The sequence below is a fragment of the Streptomyces sp. ISL-43 genome (genome assembly GCF_018614195.1).
GTDB lineage: Bacteria > Actinomycetota > Actinomycetes > Streptomycetales > Streptomycetaceae > Streptomyces.
Genome location: NZ_JAGGOT010000071.1, coordinates 151,956 through 168,359 on the forward strand (window position 1 = coordinate 151,956; position 16,404 = coordinate 168,359).

The 16,404-nt window shown below is 73.8% G+C and carries 11 protein-coding genes, 1 tRNA gene and 1 pseudogene; 8 read left to right on the forward strand and 5 right to left on the reverse strand.

Going from position 1 to position 16,404, the window contains the following annotated elements; translation table 11 throughout:
• Positions 1–17: 17 nt before the first annotated feature.
• The 3 genes and pseudogenes from J7F03_RS34540 to J7F03_RS34550 form a co-directional block, all read left to right on the forward strand.
• Positions 18–119 (forward strand): annotated as a pseudogene (locus tag J7F03_RS34540) (peptide-methionine (R)-S-oxide reductase); the annotation flags it as partial.
• A gap of 79 nt (positions 120–198) precedes the next feature.
• Positions 199–876: a hypothetical protein gene (locus tag J7F03_RS41580; RefSeq protein ID WP_251072920.1), complete on the forward strand. Its 678-nt coding sequence runs from the start codon at positions 199–201 to the stop codon at positions 874–876.
• Between the two features lie 280 nt (positions 877–1,156).
• Positions 1,157–3,217, forward strand: coding sequence for a phosphocholine-specific phospholipase C (locus tag J7F03_RS34550; RefSeq protein WP_214956550.1), 2,061 nt, complete (start codon positions 1,157–1,159; stop codon positions 3,215–3,217).
• Positions 3,218–3,297: 80 nt separating this feature from the next.
• Here the strand turns inward: J7F03_RS34550 and J7F03_RS34555 are convergent.
• A tRNA-His gene (locus tag J7F03_RS34555) sits at positions 3,298–3,370 on the reverse strand.
• A 141-nt stretch (positions 3,371–3,511) separates the two neighbouring features.
• Here J7F03_RS34555 and J7F03_RS34560 point away from each other — a divergent pair.
• Both J7F03_RS34560 and J7F03_RS34565 read left to right on the forward strand, forming a co-directional pair.
• A complete protein-coding gene (locus J7F03_RS34560; protein ID WP_214956552.1) occupies positions 3,512–4,678 on the forward strand; it encodes a heparan-alpha-glucosaminide N-acetyltransferase domain-containing protein in 1,167 nt (388 codons plus the stop codon).
• A 99-nt stretch (positions 4,679–4,777) separates the two neighbouring features.
• Positions 4,778–5,923 carry an aminopeptidase P family protein gene (locus J7F03_RS34565; protein WP_214956554.1) on the forward strand — a complete coding sequence of 382 codons (1,146 nt, stop codon included), beginning with the start codon at positions 4,778–4,780 and terminating at the stop codon, positions 5,921–5,923.
• Between the two features lie 49 nt (positions 5,924–5,972).
• Here J7F03_RS34565 and treZ read toward each other — a convergent pair whose 3' ends face one another.
• Positions 5,973–7,754 carry a malto-oligosyltrehalose trehalohydrolase gene (gene treZ / locus J7F03_RS34570; protein WP_308380084.1) on the reverse strand — a complete coding sequence of 594 codons (1,782 nt, stop codon included), beginning with the start codon at positions 7,752–7,754 and terminating at the stop codon, positions 5,973–5,975.
• A gap of 112 nt (positions 7,755–7,866) precedes the next feature.
• Between treZ and J7F03_RS34575 the strand changes: the two genes are divergently transcribed.
• Positions 7,867–8,430, forward strand: a complete 564-nt coding sequence (locus J7F03_RS34575) for a DUF1707 and FHA domain-containing protein (protein WP_214956556.1) — start codon at positions 7,867–7,869, stop codon at positions 8,428–8,430.
• Between the two features lie 144 nt (positions 8,431–8,574).
• Positions 8,575–9,057: a GNAT family N-acetyltransferase gene (locus tag J7F03_RS34580; RefSeq protein WP_214956558.1), complete on the forward strand. Its 483-nt coding sequence runs from the start codon at positions 8,575–8,577 to the stop codon at positions 9,055–9,057.
• A gap of 49 nt (positions 9,058–9,106) precedes the next feature.
• Here the strand turns inward: J7F03_RS34580 and J7F03_RS34585 are convergent, their stop codons facing one another.
• Both J7F03_RS34585 and treY read right to left on the reverse strand, forming a co-directional pair.
• Positions 9,107–10,369: a M14 family zinc carboxypeptidase gene (locus J7F03_RS34585; protein WP_251072921.1), complete on the reverse strand. Its 1,263-nt coding sequence runs from the start codon at positions 10,367–10,369 to the stop codon at positions 9,107–9,109.
• A 124-nt stretch (positions 10,370–10,493) separates the two neighbouring features.
• Positions 10,494–12,716, reverse strand: coding sequence for a malto-oligosyltrehalose synthase (treY, locus tag J7F03_RS34590; protein WP_214956560.1), 2,223 nt, complete (start codon positions 12,714–12,716; stop codon positions 10,494–10,496).
• An 82-nt stretch (positions 12,717–12,798) separates the two neighbouring features.
• On the opposite strand from treY, the gene J7F03_RS34595 reads away from it, so the two are divergent.
• A complete protein-coding gene (locus J7F03_RS34595; RefSeq protein ID WP_214956562.1) occupies positions 12,799–14,070 on the forward strand; it encodes an MFS transporter in 1,272 nt (423 codons plus the stop codon).
• Here J7F03_RS34595 and glgX read toward each other — a convergent pair.
• Positions 14,055–16,169 (reverse strand): glycogen debranching protein GlgX, encoded by a 2,115-nt coding sequence (glgX, locus tag J7F03_RS34600; RefSeq protein ID WP_214956565.1) that lies wholly within the window; start codon positions 16,167–16,169, stop codon positions 14,055–14,057. The genes J7F03_RS34595 and glgX overlap by 16 nt on opposite strands.
• Between the last annotated feature and the right edge of the window lie 235 nt (positions 16,170–16,404).

The window sequence follows — 16,404 nt, forward strand, 5'->3', positions numbered from 1 at the left end:
CCGGCTGAACGGCCTGCAACCTGGGCCACGTCTTCGAGGGCGAGGGCTACCCGTCCCCCACGGACCAGCGGTACTGCATCAACTCCATCTCCCTGAGGCTCACTCCGAAGGAGAGCTGACCGAACACCGCGCCGCGGCCCCGCCGTGTGGTCCCTAGGATGGCGACCACCGGTTCACAGGCCGAAGTCGGCGGGGGAGATGGACGAGAACTCTTATGCGGAGCGGCCGGCCGACGTGTGGCGGCCGCCCGCGTGGACAGCGGTCGACGACCACCTGCTGTACACCTGCCACGTGGTGCACGACCTCGTGAACGGGCGGCTCTCCGCCCGTTCCCCCGTGCCCTCCACGGTGCGCCTGGCCCCCGGGGAGCTGTCGCTCGCGGCGGGCCCGGCCACGCGCTACACCTGGCGGGCGCTGGGCGACGGCTCCTACCAGCAGAGCAGCGTGGTCGCCTTCGGCGGGACCGGCTTCGTCATCGGAAGCATGGTCGGATCCGCGCTCGGCAACGCCGCCCGCCGCAACCGGGCCGCGGCCGACGCGCAGCCCCGGTGGGTCTGCGACGGCCCGGGCGAGCTGACCGTCACCGAGCGGCGCGCGTACTTCGGGCACCCGCAGAGCTACCTGGACCTGAACTGGTCGGGGCTCGCCACCATGGACCTGGTCGGGGCGGACGTCCTGGAGTGCGGATTCCAGAACGTGGACGGGGGCGGGTTCCTCACCGTCCGCGTCCAGTCCCCGTGGGCCTCGCTGATGTTCGCGCTGGCCGCGCACAGCGCCTTCCCGGCCCACCCCCGACTGCTCGGCGGAGGCTGGCTGCCGCCGGACTTCGAGGCGCGCTGCGCGGCGGCCGGTCTGGCCTGCCCCCCGGTCAGATGAGACCCGGCCCGGCCTGCGGGGCCCGCCGGGGCGCCAGGGTGTGAGGACGGGCCGCCCCGGGCCCGGCGGTGGGGCGGGGCCGGTGATACGGGGCGGGGCGGCCGGCGTGGGGCGGGGCGGAAAGGCGTCCGTGGGGCGTGAACCGGCGTACGAGGGCTTCCGTTCTCCAGGTGTACGGCCCACTGTCACGAAAGCAACGCCGACCGGTACCCCGGGGCCGCTGTTCTTGGGGCGCCCCTCGGCACCCCCTCACCGTCTCACCCGCAGAGGTCGTCACACCATGGCAGAACTCAACCGCCGCCGGTTCCTGCAGATCGCAGGCGGCACCGCCGCGATCACGATGCTGAACGAGAGCATCGCGCGCGCCGCCGCCATATCGGCACAGGGCACCACCGGAACCATCCAGGACATCGAGCACGTCGTCGTCCTCATGCAGGAGAACCGGTCCTTCGACCACTACTTCGGCGCGATGAAGGGGGTCCGGGGCTTCGGCGACCCGCGACCGGTCCTTCAGGACAACGGCAAGTCCGTCTTCCACCAGTCCAACGGCACGAAGGACGTCCTTCCCTTCAACCCGCAGATCGCGGACCTCGGGATGCAGTTCCTGGAGGGCCTGAACCACGACTGGGCGGGCGGCCACCAGGCGTACAACAACGGCAAGTACGACAAGTGGGTTCCGGCCAAGACGGCCACGACCATGTCGTACATGACCCGGAACGACATCCCGTTCCACTACGCCCTCGCCGACGCCTTCACCGTGTGCGACGCCTACCACTGCTCCTTCATCGGTGCCACGGACCCCAACCGCTACTACATGTGGACGGGTCACACGGGCAACGACGGTGTGGGAGGCGGCCCCGTCCTCGGCAACCAGGAAGCGGGCTACGGCTGGAAGACCTACCCCGAGCGCCTGGAGTCGGCCGGGGTCTCCTGGAAGGTCTACCAGGACATCGGCGACGGCCTGAACGCGGCCGGCTCCTGGGGTTGGATCAACGACGCCTTCCGCGGCAACTACGGCGACAACTCGCTGCTGTACTTCAACACCTACCGCAACGCCCAGCCCGGCAGCGCCCTGTACGAGAAGGCCCGCACCGGCACCAACGTCAAGGCGGGCGAGGGGTACTTCGACAAACTGCGCGCGGACGTGGTGAACGGCACCCTGCCGCAGGTCTCCTGGATCGCCGCGCCGGAGGCCTTCAGCGAGCACTCGAACTGGCCGACGAACTTCGGCGCCTGGTACATCTCGCAGGTCCTGGACTCGCTGACCGCGAATCCGGCGGTGTGGGGGAAGACGGCGCTGTTCATCACCTACGACGAGAACGACGGCTTCTTCGACCACGTGGTCCCGCCGTACCCGCCCACGTCCTCGGCCTGGGGCCTGTCCACGGCGGACGTCTCCAAGGACCTGTACGCCGGGGGCGGCGGCTACACGGCCGGCCCCTACGGGCTCGGCCCGCGCGTCCCGATGATCGTGGTCTCCCCGTGGAGCAAGGGCGGCTACGTCTGCTCCGAGACCTTCGACCACACCTCGGTGATCCGCTTCATGGAGAAGCGCTTCGGCGTGCAGGAGCCCAACATCTCGCCGTGGCGCCGCGCCGTCTGCGGTGACCTGACCTCGGCCTTCGACTTCACCCGGGCCGACGCCGTGCCCGCCCCGCTGCCCTCCACGGCCGGCTACCTCCCGCCGGACAAGGACCGCCACCCGTCCTACCACCCGACCCCGCCGGCCACCGGCACCCTGCCCAAGCAGGAGGCGGGCGCGAAGCCGACGCGCGCGCTCGGGTACCAGCCGTACGTGGACGGCAAGGCCACCGTCTCCACCGGCAAGTTCACCCTGACCTTCTCCTCCGGCCCCTCCCTCGGCGCCCACTTCCACAGCACCTCCGGCAACCGTACGGACGGCCCGTGGCCCTACACGGTCGAGGCGGGCAAGACCCTGTCGGACACCTGGAGCACGAGCAGCTCCACCGGCAACCAGGTCAACCTCACGGTCTGGGGCCCGAACGGCTTCCTGCGCACCTGGAAGGGCCCGGCGAAGAAGGCCGGCCCCGAGGTCACGGCCCGCCACGACGCGGCCACCGGCAACCTCAAGCTGACGCTGGCCAACTCGGGCACGACGGCGGTCAACCTCACGGTGACCAACGCCTACGGCGGCGCGGCCCAGACCCTGCGGGTCGCCGCGGGCGGCACGGCCGCGTACACGGCGGACCTGGCCGCCACGGCCCGCTGGTACGACGTCAAGGTCGTCTCCGACGCGGACACCACCTTCCTGCGCCGCTTCGCCGGCCACGTCGAAACGGGCGCGGTAGGCGTCTCGGACCCGGCGATCAAGACCGTCTGACGCGGTCGTCCGGCGCGCGGCAAAGACAGCAAAAACCCGTGGGGGGTACGAGGAAAACCTCGTACCCCCCACGGGATCAGGGTGAGTGACGGGACTTGAACCCGCGGCCACCTGGACCACAACCAGGTGCTCTACCAACTGAGCTACACCCACCACGAAGGGCGGCGGACCGCCCGTTCGATGTGCAAGCACAGCATAGCCGATCAGCGGGGTGCTCCCGCGACGCCTTTATCGCGCCACGGCAGGTGGGAGGCGGGAGGCAACCCGGCCGCCGGGATCACCCTCCATACCCATATGGGAGCAAACCGTCTCACCGGCCTGGACGCCGCCCGCGGCATCGCCGTCCTCGGCATGTTCGCGGTCCACGTCGGCCCGCCGCCCGCACCCGAGGGCGCGGGCTGGCTGCTGGTCGCCGCCGACGGCCGGGCGCCCGCCGTCTTCACCCTCATCGCCGGCTTCTCCCTCGCGCTCGCCCGCTCCCGGGCCGCCGGGCCGCCACCGCTGCGGGCGACCCTGACCAGCTGCGCCATCCTCGCCGCGCTCGGCCTGTGCCTCGCCGCGCTCTCACCCGGGATCCTCGTGATCCTGGCCTTCTACGCCGTCTACTTCCTGGCCGCCGAGCCGTTCACCCGGCTGCGCACCCCCACCCTGGCGGCCGCCGCGGGCGTCGCCGTGGTGCTGGGCCCGGTCCTCTCCTACACCCTGGGCGCGGCCGTCGGGCTGCGCACCGGCGGGCGCGGCGGCACGCCGGTCCCCGCCGACCTGGCGAGCTGGAGCGGCGCCGCCGGGACGGTGCGCGAGCTGCTGCTCTCGGGCGCGTACCCGCTGCTCACCTACTTCCCGTACATCCTGGCCGGCATGGCCCTCGGCCGCCTCGTCGATCCGCGGGGCAAGCGGTCGCTCGGACTGCTGACCGCGGCCGGGGCGGCGGCCGCCGTCATCGGCTACGGCGCCTCCTGGCTCGCGCTGGGCCCGGGCGGCCGGCGCGCACCGCTGCTGGCCGCCGTCGCGCGGGAGCACCCCTGGGCCACGGCGGAGCCCGATCCGGTCGCCGCCGTCCTGGGCGAGCAGTTCGGCGCCGTCCCCAGCACCTCCTGGGACTGGCTGCTGCTGGCCGGCCCCTACAACCAGACCCCGCTGGAGACCCTCGGCAACGCCGGGGTCGGGGCCGCCCTCCTCGGCCTGCTCGCCCTCGCCGCGCGCGTCTCCCGGGTGGCGAAGGCGCTGCGGCCGCTCGCCGCCGTCGGCGCGATGGCCCTGTCGGTCTACGTCGTGCACGCGCTCGCGCTGGCGCTGTTCGCGCGCGGCTGGAGCGGCTGGTACGTCCTGGCGGGCTTCTCCGCCTGCGCCGTCGCCGGCTGCCTGGCCTGGGAGCACTACCTGCGCGGTACGGAGCTGCGCCGCGGGCCGCTGGAGTGGGCCCTGCGGGCGCTGACCCCGCCGCGGCGGCCGCCCGCCTGAACCGGCGGGGCGGCGGGCATCCCGGGACCGGCGTACCCCCGGCCACCCCGACCGGCGCGGCCCCTGCCCTCGGCGGGCGGCTCACGGCAGGATCCCCGTATGGACCACGACTCCGTACACGACGCCGCCCACGACGCCGACCCCTTCACGGCCGCCGACTACGCCGCGCGGATGGACGCCGCCGCGCGGGCCGCCGCCGACGCGGGCCTGGCCGGCCTGCTGATCGCCCCCGGGCCCGACCTCGCCCACCTCACCGGATACCGCCCCGTCGACACCGAGCGGCTCACCCTGCTCGTCCTCGCCGCCGGGCAGGACCCCGTACTCGTCGTCCCCGCGCTCGAAGCCCCCGACGCGGCGAAGGCGCCCGGCGCGGGCGCGATGACCCTGCGGGACTGGGCCGACGGGAAGGACCCGTACACCGTGGCCGCCCCGCTGCTGGACGTCACCGGCCGCTTCGGCGTCAGCGACAACACCTGGGCGCTGCATCTGCTGGGCCTGCAGCGGGAGTTGCCGACGACCTCGTACGCGTCGCTGACCGACGTGCTGCCGATGCTGCGCGCGGTCAAGGACGAGCGCGAGCTCGCCCGGCTCGCGGTGGCCGGCGAGGCCGCGGACGCCGCGTACGCGCAGATCCTGCACGTCCCCTTCGCCGGCCGCCGGGAGAGCGACGTCGCCGCGGACCTGGCCGCCCTGCTGCGCGTACACGGCCACTCCCAGGTCGACTTCACCGTCGTCGGCTCCGGACCCAACGGGGCCAATCCGCACCACGAGGCCGGTGACCGGGTCATCGAGCACGGCGACATGGTCGTCCTGGACTTCGGCGGGCTCAAGCACGGCTACGGCTCCGACATCTCCCGGACCGTCCACGTCGGCGAGCCCACGGACGAGGAGCAGCGCGTCCACGACATCGTCCGCGAGGCCCAGCTGGCGGGCGTGGCGGCGGCCCGGGCGGGCGCGGCCTGCCAGGACGTGGACCGGGCGGCCCGCGCGGTGATCACCGAGTTCGGCTACGGCGAGCAGTTCATCCACCGCACGGGCCACGGCATCGGAGTCACCACGCACGAGCCCCCGTACATGGTCGAGGGGGAGGAGCAGGTGCTCGTCCCCGGCATGTGCTTCTCCGTGGAGCCGGGGATCTACCTCCCGGGACGGTTCGGCGTCCGCATCGAGGACATCGTCACGGTCACGGAGACCGGCTGCCGCAGCTTCAACAACGCCTCGCGGGAACTGGCGATCGTCGAATAGCCCCGTCCGCGCGCCCGCCCGGTCGCTCCCGCGGGCGGGCGCGGCGCCGCTACGGCCCCAGGACCACCGCCGATTCGGCCGGTACGTGGACGCGCCCGTCGGAGTCCGGATGGTCCACGGGGATCCACGAGGCCAGTACCCGCACGCCGTTGCGGCCCAGCGCGATGGTGGTCGGCTCCGCGGAGAAGTTCACCACCACGCGGACGTCGCCCCGGCGGAAGGTCAGCCAGCGCCGCTCCTCGTCGTGGGCGGTCCGGACCGAGGCCAGATCGGGATCCCGCAGGTCCGGGTGGGTGCGGCGGAGCGTGATCAGCGTGCGGTACCAGTCCAGCAGGCGCGCGTGGGGCTCCCGCTCGGGCTCGGCCCAGTCCAGGCAGGAGCGGTCCCGGGTGGCGGGGTCCTGGGGGTCGGGGATCTCCTCCGGTTTCCAGCCGTGCTCGGCGAACTCCCGCCGCCGGCCCGCCCGTACGGCCTCGGCGAGCTCCGGGTCGGGATGGTCGGTGAAGTACTGCCAGGGCGTGTCCGCGCCCCACTCCTCGCCCATGAACAGCATCGGCACGAACGGCCCGGTCAGCGCCACCGCCGCCGCGCACGCCAGCAGCCCGGGGGAGAGGGAGGCGGAGAGCCGGTCGCCCAGTGCCCGGTTGCCGATCTGGTCGTGGGTCTGGGTGTAGCCGAGGAACCGGTGCGCGGGGGTGCGGCCGCGGTCCACCGGGCGCCCGTGGTGGCGGCCCCGGAAGGAGGACCAGGTCCCGTCGTGGAAGAAGGCCCGGGTCATGGTCTTGGTCAGGGCGCCGAGCGGGGCGGCCGCGAAGTCCGCGTAGTACGCCTGGGACTCGCCGGTCAGGGCGCAGTGCAGGGCGTGGTGGAAGTCGTCGTTCCACTGCGCGTGCAGGCCGGCGCCGCCGGCGGTGCGCGGCATGGTGGCGCGCGGATCGCACTGGTCGGACTCGGCGATCAGGAACAGCGGCCGGCCGCTCTCGGCGGCCAGCTCGTCGACCGCGGCCGCCAGTTCCTCCAGGAAGGTCAGCGCCCGCCCGTCGACGAGCGCGTGTACGGCGTCCAGGCGCAGCCCGTCGATCCGGTAGTCGCGCAGCCAGGCGAGCGCGCTGCCGAGGAGGTACGCGCGCACCTCGTCGGAGCCGGGCGCGTCCAGGTTCACCGCCGCGCCCCAGGGGGTGTGGTGGGTGTCGGTGAAGTACGGCCCGAAGGCGGGGAGGTGGTTGCCGGAGGGGCCGAGGTGGTTGTGCACCACGTCGAGCACGACGCCGAGCCCGGCCGCGTGCGCCGCCTCCACGAAGCGGACCAGCCCGGCCGGGCCCCCGTACGGCTCGTGCACGGCCCACGGCGCGACGCCGTCGTACCCCCAGCCGTGCCGCCCCGGGAACGGGCAGACGGGCATCAGCTCGACGTGGGTGACGCCGAGCCCGGTCAGGTGGCCGAGCCGGGCGGCGGCCGCGTCGAAGGTCCCCTCGGGGGTGAAGGTGCCGATGTGCAGCTCGTACAGGACGGCGTCCTGCAGCGGGACGCGGGGCGGCGCGGCAGGCTCCCCGGGGGTGAGGGCCGCGAAGTCGACGACCGCCGAGAGGCGCTCGGGGCCCTCCGGCAGCCGGCGTCCGCGAGGATCGGGGCGTACGGGGCCCTGCTGATCGCCGTCCGGATCGCCGTCCGGGCCGCCGCCCAGCAGGAATCCGTACCGGGATCCGTCGGCGGCCGGGGCCTCGGCGACCCACCAGCCGGCCCGCTCCGGATCAAGCGTCATCTCGTACGCGGCCCCGTCGAGCCACAGCGCGACCCGGCCAGTCAGCGGTGCCCACACCTCGAACTGCACGGACGGTCCCCTCGTCTTGCGGCGGTGCCCCGACCTGCGGGACCGGCCCATCATCTCCGGCTCGGCGCGGGAGTTCTGGACACTCTGCCCCTGACGGGCCGACAATCACCCTGTGACGTCGAGTTTCGAGTTCCCCGCCTACCCGGCCCCGCGGCTGTCCGACGCCGAGCGCGACCGGGCGCTCGGCCAGCTCAGGGAGGGCGCCGCCATCGGAAAACTGTCGCACGACACCTTTGTGCGCCGCATGGAACTCGCCCTCGTCGCCCGCCGCTCCGAGGACCTCGCGGTGCTCACCGCGGACCTGGAGGGCCGGGAGGGCGCGGAAAGCCCCTGGACCCGCCGCCTGTTCGGCTGGGTGGGGCGGGCCTCGGCCGTTTCGGTGGGCGTGCGGCGGGCCTGGGCCGCCGAGAGGCTGCCCAAACTGCTCCTCCCGCATCCGAGGGCCGAGCCGCTGCGGATCGGCCGCGACCCGGGCAACGGGCTGCGGCTCAGCCACGAGACGGTCTCCCGGGCGCACGCGGAGCTGAGGATGCGGGACGGGGTGTGGGTGGTGACGGACCTCGGCTCGACGAACGGGACCACGGTGAACGGGCACCGGGTCACCGGATCGGCCGTCGTGCGGGACGGGGACCAGATCGGCTTCGGACGGATGTCCTTCCGGCTGTCGGCGAGCTGAGAGCGGCGGAGCGCGGTGCGGGAGCGGGCCGGGGCAGGCCGGGGCAGGCCGGGGCAGGTCGGGGCAGGTCGGGAGCGCGCCGGGGACCGGCCGGTGACCGGCCGGAGTGACCCGGACGCACGGCCCGTGACGCCTGCGCGGAGGATGGCGTCCACGGAACACGTCTCCGCCGCCCCCGTCGTACGGCCCGCACGCCCCGAGGACCTGCCCCGCCTGGTCGGTCTCATGCGCGAGCACATGGAGTACGAGAAGTCCGAGCCCCGCCCGGCCGGTCCCCTCGCCGACCGGCTCGGCCCGCAGCTGTTCGCCGGCGACGCCCGGCTCTGGGTGCTGCTCGCCGAGACCCCGGACGGCGCCGTCGCCGGGTACGCCGCCTGCTCGGCCGAGTTCTCCTTCTGGGACGCCGGCCGGTACCTCCACATGGACTGCCTCTACCTCGCCGCGGAAGCCCGCGGCCACGGCCTCGGGGCCGCCCTGATGGACGGCGTGCGGGGCCTGGCCCGCACGCTCGGCCTCGGCCACGTCGAGTGGCAGACGCCCGACTGGAACGAGGGCGCGATCCGCTTCTACGACCGGCTCGGCGCGACCGGCCGGCCGAAGATCCGCTACGCCCTGCCGATGGAGTAGGCCCCGGGGATCCCCGGGCGGCCCGGCCCCGGCCCGGCCCCCGGGCCGGCTAGCGGCCGGCCGCCACGAGCCGCTCGTAGGCCGCCAGGACGACCCGGGACTGGTGCTCCACCTGTGTGGCCACGGGGACCCAGCGCGCCTGGAAGCGGGCCGCGAACTGCTCGCACCACCCCGTGACGAGCCGGTCCAGGGCGGGCGCAGCCGGATGGCCCTGGGCGCGCAGGACCCGCAGCAGCATCGCGGCGGCGCGCAGCGAGAGGCGCCGGCCGAAGGCGTCGATGCTCCCGATGTAGGCCGCCGTGGCCTCGGCGGGAGCCTGTGCGCCCGTCCACTCGGCGGTGATCCGGGGGATCAGCGCGAGCGTCCAGTCCACCGCGCGCAGCAAGGCCGAAGCGGCCGGATCCGTACCGGCGGCGGCGCCCTCCCGCAGGGCCGCGACCCGCGCCGCGTCGGCGGTGAGCCGCCCGGCCAGCAGGCGCAGGGCGCCGCGCGGGTCGGGGTGCGGTGCCGGGTCGTCCACCAGGTCCGAGGCCCACATGGGGACTTCGACGATCGCGGTGGTCCCGGCGTGGCGGTGGGCGTGGTACCAGGTGCTGAGCCGGGTGTCCTCGGGGTGGAAGGCTCCGGCGGCCGGGGTCCCCGGCTCGGGCATCACGAAGATCCCCGCACCGGGGGAGGGCCAGCCGGAGGCGTCGGAGGCGCTGGTCTCGACCGGGATGCGCAGCTCGGCGGCCGATTTGCCGAAGGGCTCGGCGAGGCCGGGTATGTCCCGCGTGAGCTGGATCCACGAGCCGCCGAGGTCGGTGCCGTGGAGGGACACCTGCAGGGCGGGGCGCAGCTCGTCGATGAGCGCGGTCAGGGCCAGCGTCTCGGGCGGCAGCCGGTCGGGTGCCAGTAAAGACGGGGCCCACTCGGGCTGTTCGGGGCCTGGGGGCCGGAAGAAGTTCCGGTGGTAGTCGAGCAGGGAGTACGGGCGGGGCGTGCGGTGCAGGGCCGCGCCGTCCGGGTCGGCGCAGAGCAGGAAGTGCCAGTCGGCTCCGTCGGCGGGTTCGCGGATGAGGCGCCGTGCGAGCGCGAGGGCGGTGGCCCCGCCGACGGGTTCGTTGGCGTGCGCCCCGGCGACGACGAGCACGTTGCGCGGGTGGCCGGCGCCCACGGAGAGCAGCCAGAGGGGCTCCCCGGCCCGGGAGGTGCCGGCCTGGCGGAGCCGGACCGTGCCGGGGTGTTCGTCCGCCAGCGCGCGGGCGGCCAGGGCGAGTTCGTGGGGGGTCGGATAGCACATGTCGCGGATGAGGGTCACAAGGAATGCCATGCCCGCCGCGCACGCCCGCTACTGCTCCGCGGGCCCCGCACTTGCGCGCCGACCCGGCTGGAAACCCCTGGCCAAGGCCCTGCGCCCGACCGGTCCGGTTCCGTCGGGCGAGCCGAGTGTCCCCCTACGTCCGGCGGACCAGTACCGCCACCGGGGCCGCCGCCAGCAGCCCGGCCAGGGGGACCTCGCCGGTGAAGGACGGGCCCGTGGTGTCGAGGGAGGTCCAGTGGCCCGGGGGCAGCGGCAGGGTGGTGGCGCGCCAGCCGCCCGCCGCCGCGAGGCGCAGGGACAGCCGGGTGACCGCCACCACCAGGTCCGCGGAGCGCGCGTACGCCACACAGTGCTCCGCCGCCGGGCCCCGGGCCGGGAGCGGGACGTAGCCGGTGAAGAGCTCCGGTCGGTCTCGGCGCAGGCGCAGCAGCGCCGAGGTCAGGGCGAGCTTCCGCGCCGCGAGGGTGCCCGGCTGCGGGTGGGCGTCCGGTTCGGCCGGCCGGCGGTTGTCCGGGTCGACCAGGGCCCGGTACTCGCTCTCGCAGCCCTGGTAGACCTCCGGGACGCCCGGCATCGTCAGGTGCAGCGCCGTCATGGCCAGGACGTTGTCCCGGGCCGCCGCCACCACCTCGGGAGGGTCCTCCCGCAGAGCGGGCACGTACCCCGCGACGCCCGCCTCGTACTGTTCGTCCCGCTCCGTCCAGCTCGTGTGCAGGGCCGCCTCGCGGACGGCCTTGAGCAGGGCCTCGGTCAGCCGCTCCGTCCGGTCGGGTACGGAGCCCAGGCCGAAGGCGCTCTGCCGTGCCACCCAGGCCAGTTGCGGATCCGGCCCCGGCGCCGCGCCCGGTTCGTCCGCCAGCTCCGGGGCCTGGGACAGCACCGCGATCCGGGCCCGGACGTCGGCGCTGCGCTTGGTGTCGTGCGTGGACAGGACCGTGCCGGAGGCCGGCCAGTCGCGGTCCAGGTGCGCGCAGTACGCGTGGAACTCGGCCGGGGAGACCGCCGGGTGGCCCGGATCGCCGCCGACCTCCGTGGCCGACAGGAGCGGGGCCCAGCGGTAGAACGCCCGGTCCTCCAGGGACTTGGCGCGCAGGGCCGCCGAGGTCTGGGCGAAGCGGGCGGCGAACATGCCGTCCTGCCAGGTGAGTTCCCGTACGGCGGCGATGTCCTCGGCGCCCGCCCCCGAGACCTCGGCGAACCCGTCGGCGCCCGGGTACGGGCGGTACGCCGGGTAGGCGACGAGCAGTTCGCGCACCGCCCGCGCCGCCCCGGGGCCCGCGCGGCGCTCCAGTGCCGCCAGCTCCGCCGCCAGGTCCACGGTCAGCACCTCCCGCGTGGACCGCTCCGCCGTCCTCGGCCAGTCGGCCGCGCCGGTGGAATCCCGGTATCGGCGGGCCAGTTCGTCCGCACCCGCCGGATCGACGAGGAGGCCGTCCACGTGGCGCAGCGCGTCATAGCCCGTCGTGCCCGCGACCGGCCAGGCGGAGGGCAGCCGTTCGCCGCGGGCCAGGATCTTCTCGACCACGATCCAGCAGCCCGGTCCGGTCGCGCTCCGCAGCCGCTCCAGGTACTCCCGCGGGTCCGCGAGGCCGTCCACGTGGTCGATGCGCAGCCCCTCGACGACGCCGTCGCGGACCAGCTCCAGGATCTTCGCGTGCGTGGCCGCGAAGACCTGCGGATCCTCCACCCGGACCCCGATCAACTCCGAAATCGTGAAGAAGCGGCGGTAGTTGAGGTTCGTGCGGGCCTCCCGCCACCAGGCGGGGCGGTAGTACTGCGCGGCCAGCAGCTCGGCCGGCTCCAGTGCGCCGGTACCGGCCCGCAGCGGGAACTCCAGCTCCCCGTGGCGCAGCACCTCCCCGTCGGCCTTGAAATCGGCGGCCTCGGCGGGCCCGGGGAGCAGCGGCAGCAGCACTTGTCCGCCGCCCGCCTCCCAGTCGATGTCGAACCAGCGCGCGCGGGGGGAGTCCGGCCCCTCGCGCAGCACCTCCCACAGCTGCCGGTTCAGCCGCAACGGCCAGGGCACCGCCATGTGGTTCGGCACGATGTCGAGCACCAGCCCGAGTCCGTGCGCGCGGGCGGTGGCGGCCAGGGCCCGCAGGCCCGCCTCTCCGCCGAGCTCCGCCCGCACCCGGGAGTGGTCGGTGACGTCGTACCCGTGCGTGGAGCCGGGCACCGCCTCCAGTACGGGGGAGAGGTGGAGGTGGGACACGCCGAGCGAGGCGAGGTACGGCACCGCCGCCCGTGCGTCGGCGAAGGTGAACTCGGGGCGCAGTTGGAGGCGGTAGGTCGACGCCGGGGCGACTGCCGGCGGAACCTCGGATTCCGTGTGCGTGCGTGCGGACGGCTGGCTCATGAGAACGTACGTACCCAGGATGCGGGATTCCGTGCCATTACCCAATGCATCCGGGTGACTGCGCCGGGTTAACGTTGCTCAAGTGTTCGGAACCGTCAACACCTATCGCAAGGTCATCGCCCTGACCGGGCCCCTCCTCCCGCTCGTGTCCTTCCTCGCCCGACTGCCCGTCGCGATGTCGCAGTTCGGAAGCGTTCTGCTGGTCGCCGAGACGAGCGGCTCCCTCGCCACCGCCGGCATAGTCGGCGGCACCCTCTCCGCCGGACAGGTGGTCTTCGGGCCCGTCCTGGGCCGGCTCGCGGACCGCCACGGACAGCGCCCCGTCGTCCTGGGCGCCGCCGCGGTCAACGCCGTCGCGACCGCCGCTCTAGTGGCCGGGGCCCTTTCCGGGCTCGCCACCGTCCCGCTCGCCGCGATCGGCGCCGTCACCGGTGCCTCCGTCCCGCTCATCGGACCGCTCGCCCGCACCCGCTCCGTGGCCCTGGCCCACCGGGCCAAGGCCGACGAGAGCGTCGTGGGCGCCATCCACTCGCTCGAAGGCACCCTCGACGAGGTCTCCTTCGTCTTCGGCCCGGCCCTCGTCGGCCTCGCCACGCTCGCCCTGCACCCCGCCGTCGCCCTCGGTGGCGCGGCCGCCCTCGTCGCCGTCTTCGGCACCCTCTACGCCCTGCACCCGACCGCCGCCGTCACGGCCGGGGCCTCGGCGCGGCTGCGCGAGGAGAAGGACCGGGCCCAGGTCCGCCCGCCGGGCGTGGTCTACGCGGTACGGGGCTCACTCGCCCTCCAGGGCGCCATGTTCGGCGCCTGCCAGGCCGGAATCGCCGCCCTCACCGCACAGTTGGGCGTCCCCGGCCAGGCCGGCATCGTGTACGCCGCCATGGGCGTCGTCAGCGCCGCCGTCGGACTCTCGCTCGGTGCGCTGCCCGCCCGCTTCGGGCTGCGGCTGCGCTGGCGGGTGGCCACGGCCGCCGCGCTCGTGCTCTCCGTACCGCTGCTCTTCACCGACACCCTGTGGCCGCTGTACGCGGTCGTCACCGTGCTCGGGGCCGCCTACGCCCCGCACCTGATCACCGCCTTCGCGCTCACCGAGCGGGCGGTGGAGCCGTGCCGGCTCGCCGAGTCCATGGCCTTCGCCGCCAGCTCGCTCGTCGCCGGACAGGCCGCGTCGCTCGCCGTCTCCGGGCGGCTCGCCGAGTGGTACGGGCCCGCCGCGGCCTTCGCGGTGGCGGTGGGGGCGGCCGCCCTGAGCCTGGCCCTGGCCCTGGTCACCCGGGTGCCGGCCGCCCGTACGCACGCCCCCGCGACGTCTGCCCCGGCCACCGCCGCGCAGGCCGCCGCCTACGCCGGACGCTGAAGGACCACCAGGCACCGTCCCGTCAGCGTCACCCGGTCCCCGGCCGCGTACTGCGGCCCGGTGCCGGGTGGCAGTACGTCCGCCCGCGCCGTGTCCACGACCAGGCGCCACTGCGCGCCGTGCCCGGCCGGGACCGTGAAGTCCTGCGGTTCGGCCCCCGCGTTGAACATCAGCAGGAACGAGTCGTCGGTGATCCGCTCCCCGCGGGTGCCGGGCTCCGAGATCGCCTCCCCGTTCAGGAACACGGCCAGCGCCCGCGCGCTCTGCGCCTGCCAGTCGCGGGCCCGCATCTCCTCGCCGTGCGGGGTGAACCAGGCGATGTCGGAGAGCTCGTCGTGCGTCCCCTCCACCGGCCGGCCGTGGAAGAACCGGCGCCGCCGGAACACCGGGTGCTCGCGCCGCAGCCGCACCATCATCCGGGTGAACTCCAGCTGGGCCGGCGCCGGTTTGCCGGGCTCCGGCCAGACCACCCACGACAGTTCGTTGTCCTGGCAGTAGGCGTTGTTGTTGCCGGCCTGGGTGCGGGCGAACTCGTCCCCGTGGCTGATCATCGGCACGCCCTGCGAAAGCATCAGCGTGGCCGCGAAGTTGCGCATCTGGCGCTCGCGCAGCTCGTTGATCCCGGGATCCTCCGTCGGCCCCTCCACCCCGCAGTTCCACGACCGGTTGTGGGTCTCGCCGTCCCGGTTGCCCTCGCGGTTGCCCTCGTTGTGCTTCTCGTCGTAGGAGACGAGGTCGTTGAGGGTGAACCCGTCATGGCAGGTGGTGAAGTTGATGGAGGCCAGCGGCCGCCGCCCGTCGTCCTGGTAGAGGTCGGAGGAGCCGGTCAGCCGGCCCGCGAACTCCGCGAGCGTGCGCGGCTGCCCGCGCCAGAGGTCCCGTACCGTGTCCCGGTACTTGCCGTTCCACTCGGTCCACAGCGGCGGGAAGTTGCCCACCTGGTAGCCGCCCTCGCCCAGGTCCCACGGTTCCGCGATCAGCTTGACCTGGCTGACCACCGGATCCTGCTGGACCAGGTCGAAGAACGAGGACAGCCGGTCCACCTCGTGGAACTGGCGGGCCAAGGTGGCCGCCAGGTCGAAGCGGAAGCCGTCCACGTGCATCTCGGTGACCCAGTAGCGCAGCGAGTCCATGATCAGCTGGAGCACGTGCGGGGAGCGCATCAGCAGCGAGTTCCCGGTGCCCGTGGTGTCCATGTAGTGCCGGGGATCGTCCGCGAGCCGGTAGTACGAGGCGTTGTCCAGGCCCCGGAAGGACAGCGTCGGGCCCAGGTGGTTGCCCTCGGCCGTGTGGTTGTAGACCACGTCGAGGATCACCTCGATCCCGGCCTCGTGCAGCGCCCGGACGGCCGACTTGAACTCCAGCACCTGCTGGCCGCGGTCACCCGAGGCATAGCCGTTGTGCGGGGCGAAGAAGCCGATGGTGTTGTAGCCCCAGTAGTTGCTGAGCCCGTCGTCCACCAGGCGGTGGTCGTTGACGAACTGATGGACCGGCATCAGTTCCAGCGCCGTCACGCCGAGCTTGGTCAGGTGCCCGATGACCGCCGGGTGCGCGAGCGCCCCGTAGGTGCCGCGCAGCTCCTCGGGAAGGTCCGGATGGCGCATGGTCAGGCCCTTGACGTGGGCCTCGTAGAGCACGGTCCGGTGGTACTCGTGGCGCGGCGGCCGGTCGTTGGCCCAGTCGAAGTACGGATTGACCACGACCGAGCTCATGCTCTTGGGGGCCGAGTCCAGGTCGTTGCGGGAGTCGGGCCGGCCGAAGTGGTACCCGTACACCTCCTCGCCCCAGTCGACGCTGCCCGCGACGGCCCGCGCGTACGGGTCCAGGAGCAGTTTCGCCGCGTTGCAGCGCCGGCCGCGCTCGGGCTCGTACGGGCCGTGCACGCGAAATCCGTAGCGCTGCCCGGGCATCACGCCCGGCAGATAGGCGTGCCGGACGAACGCGTCGGTCTCGCGCAGTTCGACCGCGGTCTCCGAACCGTCGTCGTGCAGCAGGCACAGCTCGATGCGTCGGGCGGCTTCCGAATAGACCGCGAAATTGGTGCCGGCGCCGTCGTACGTGGCACCGAGCGGATACGCCTGTCCCGGCCAGACTTGCATGGAAAACGACTCTTCCCGTGGGTTTTGGGTTGGTGTTCGGGCTGATCCGGCATGGACCACGTCATTGGCAGATCTTCCCCGAAAGAGGGGTCTCACGCGGGGACTTGGGAGGGTGCTACCGGGTGACCCGGAAAGCTGATAGGAGGGTTGGCGGACCACGGGTACATAGGACGAGTCCGATGATGGGCGCATCGGATAATGGGTCAACGGACAGCCGGTGTACGGGACGTCGGGC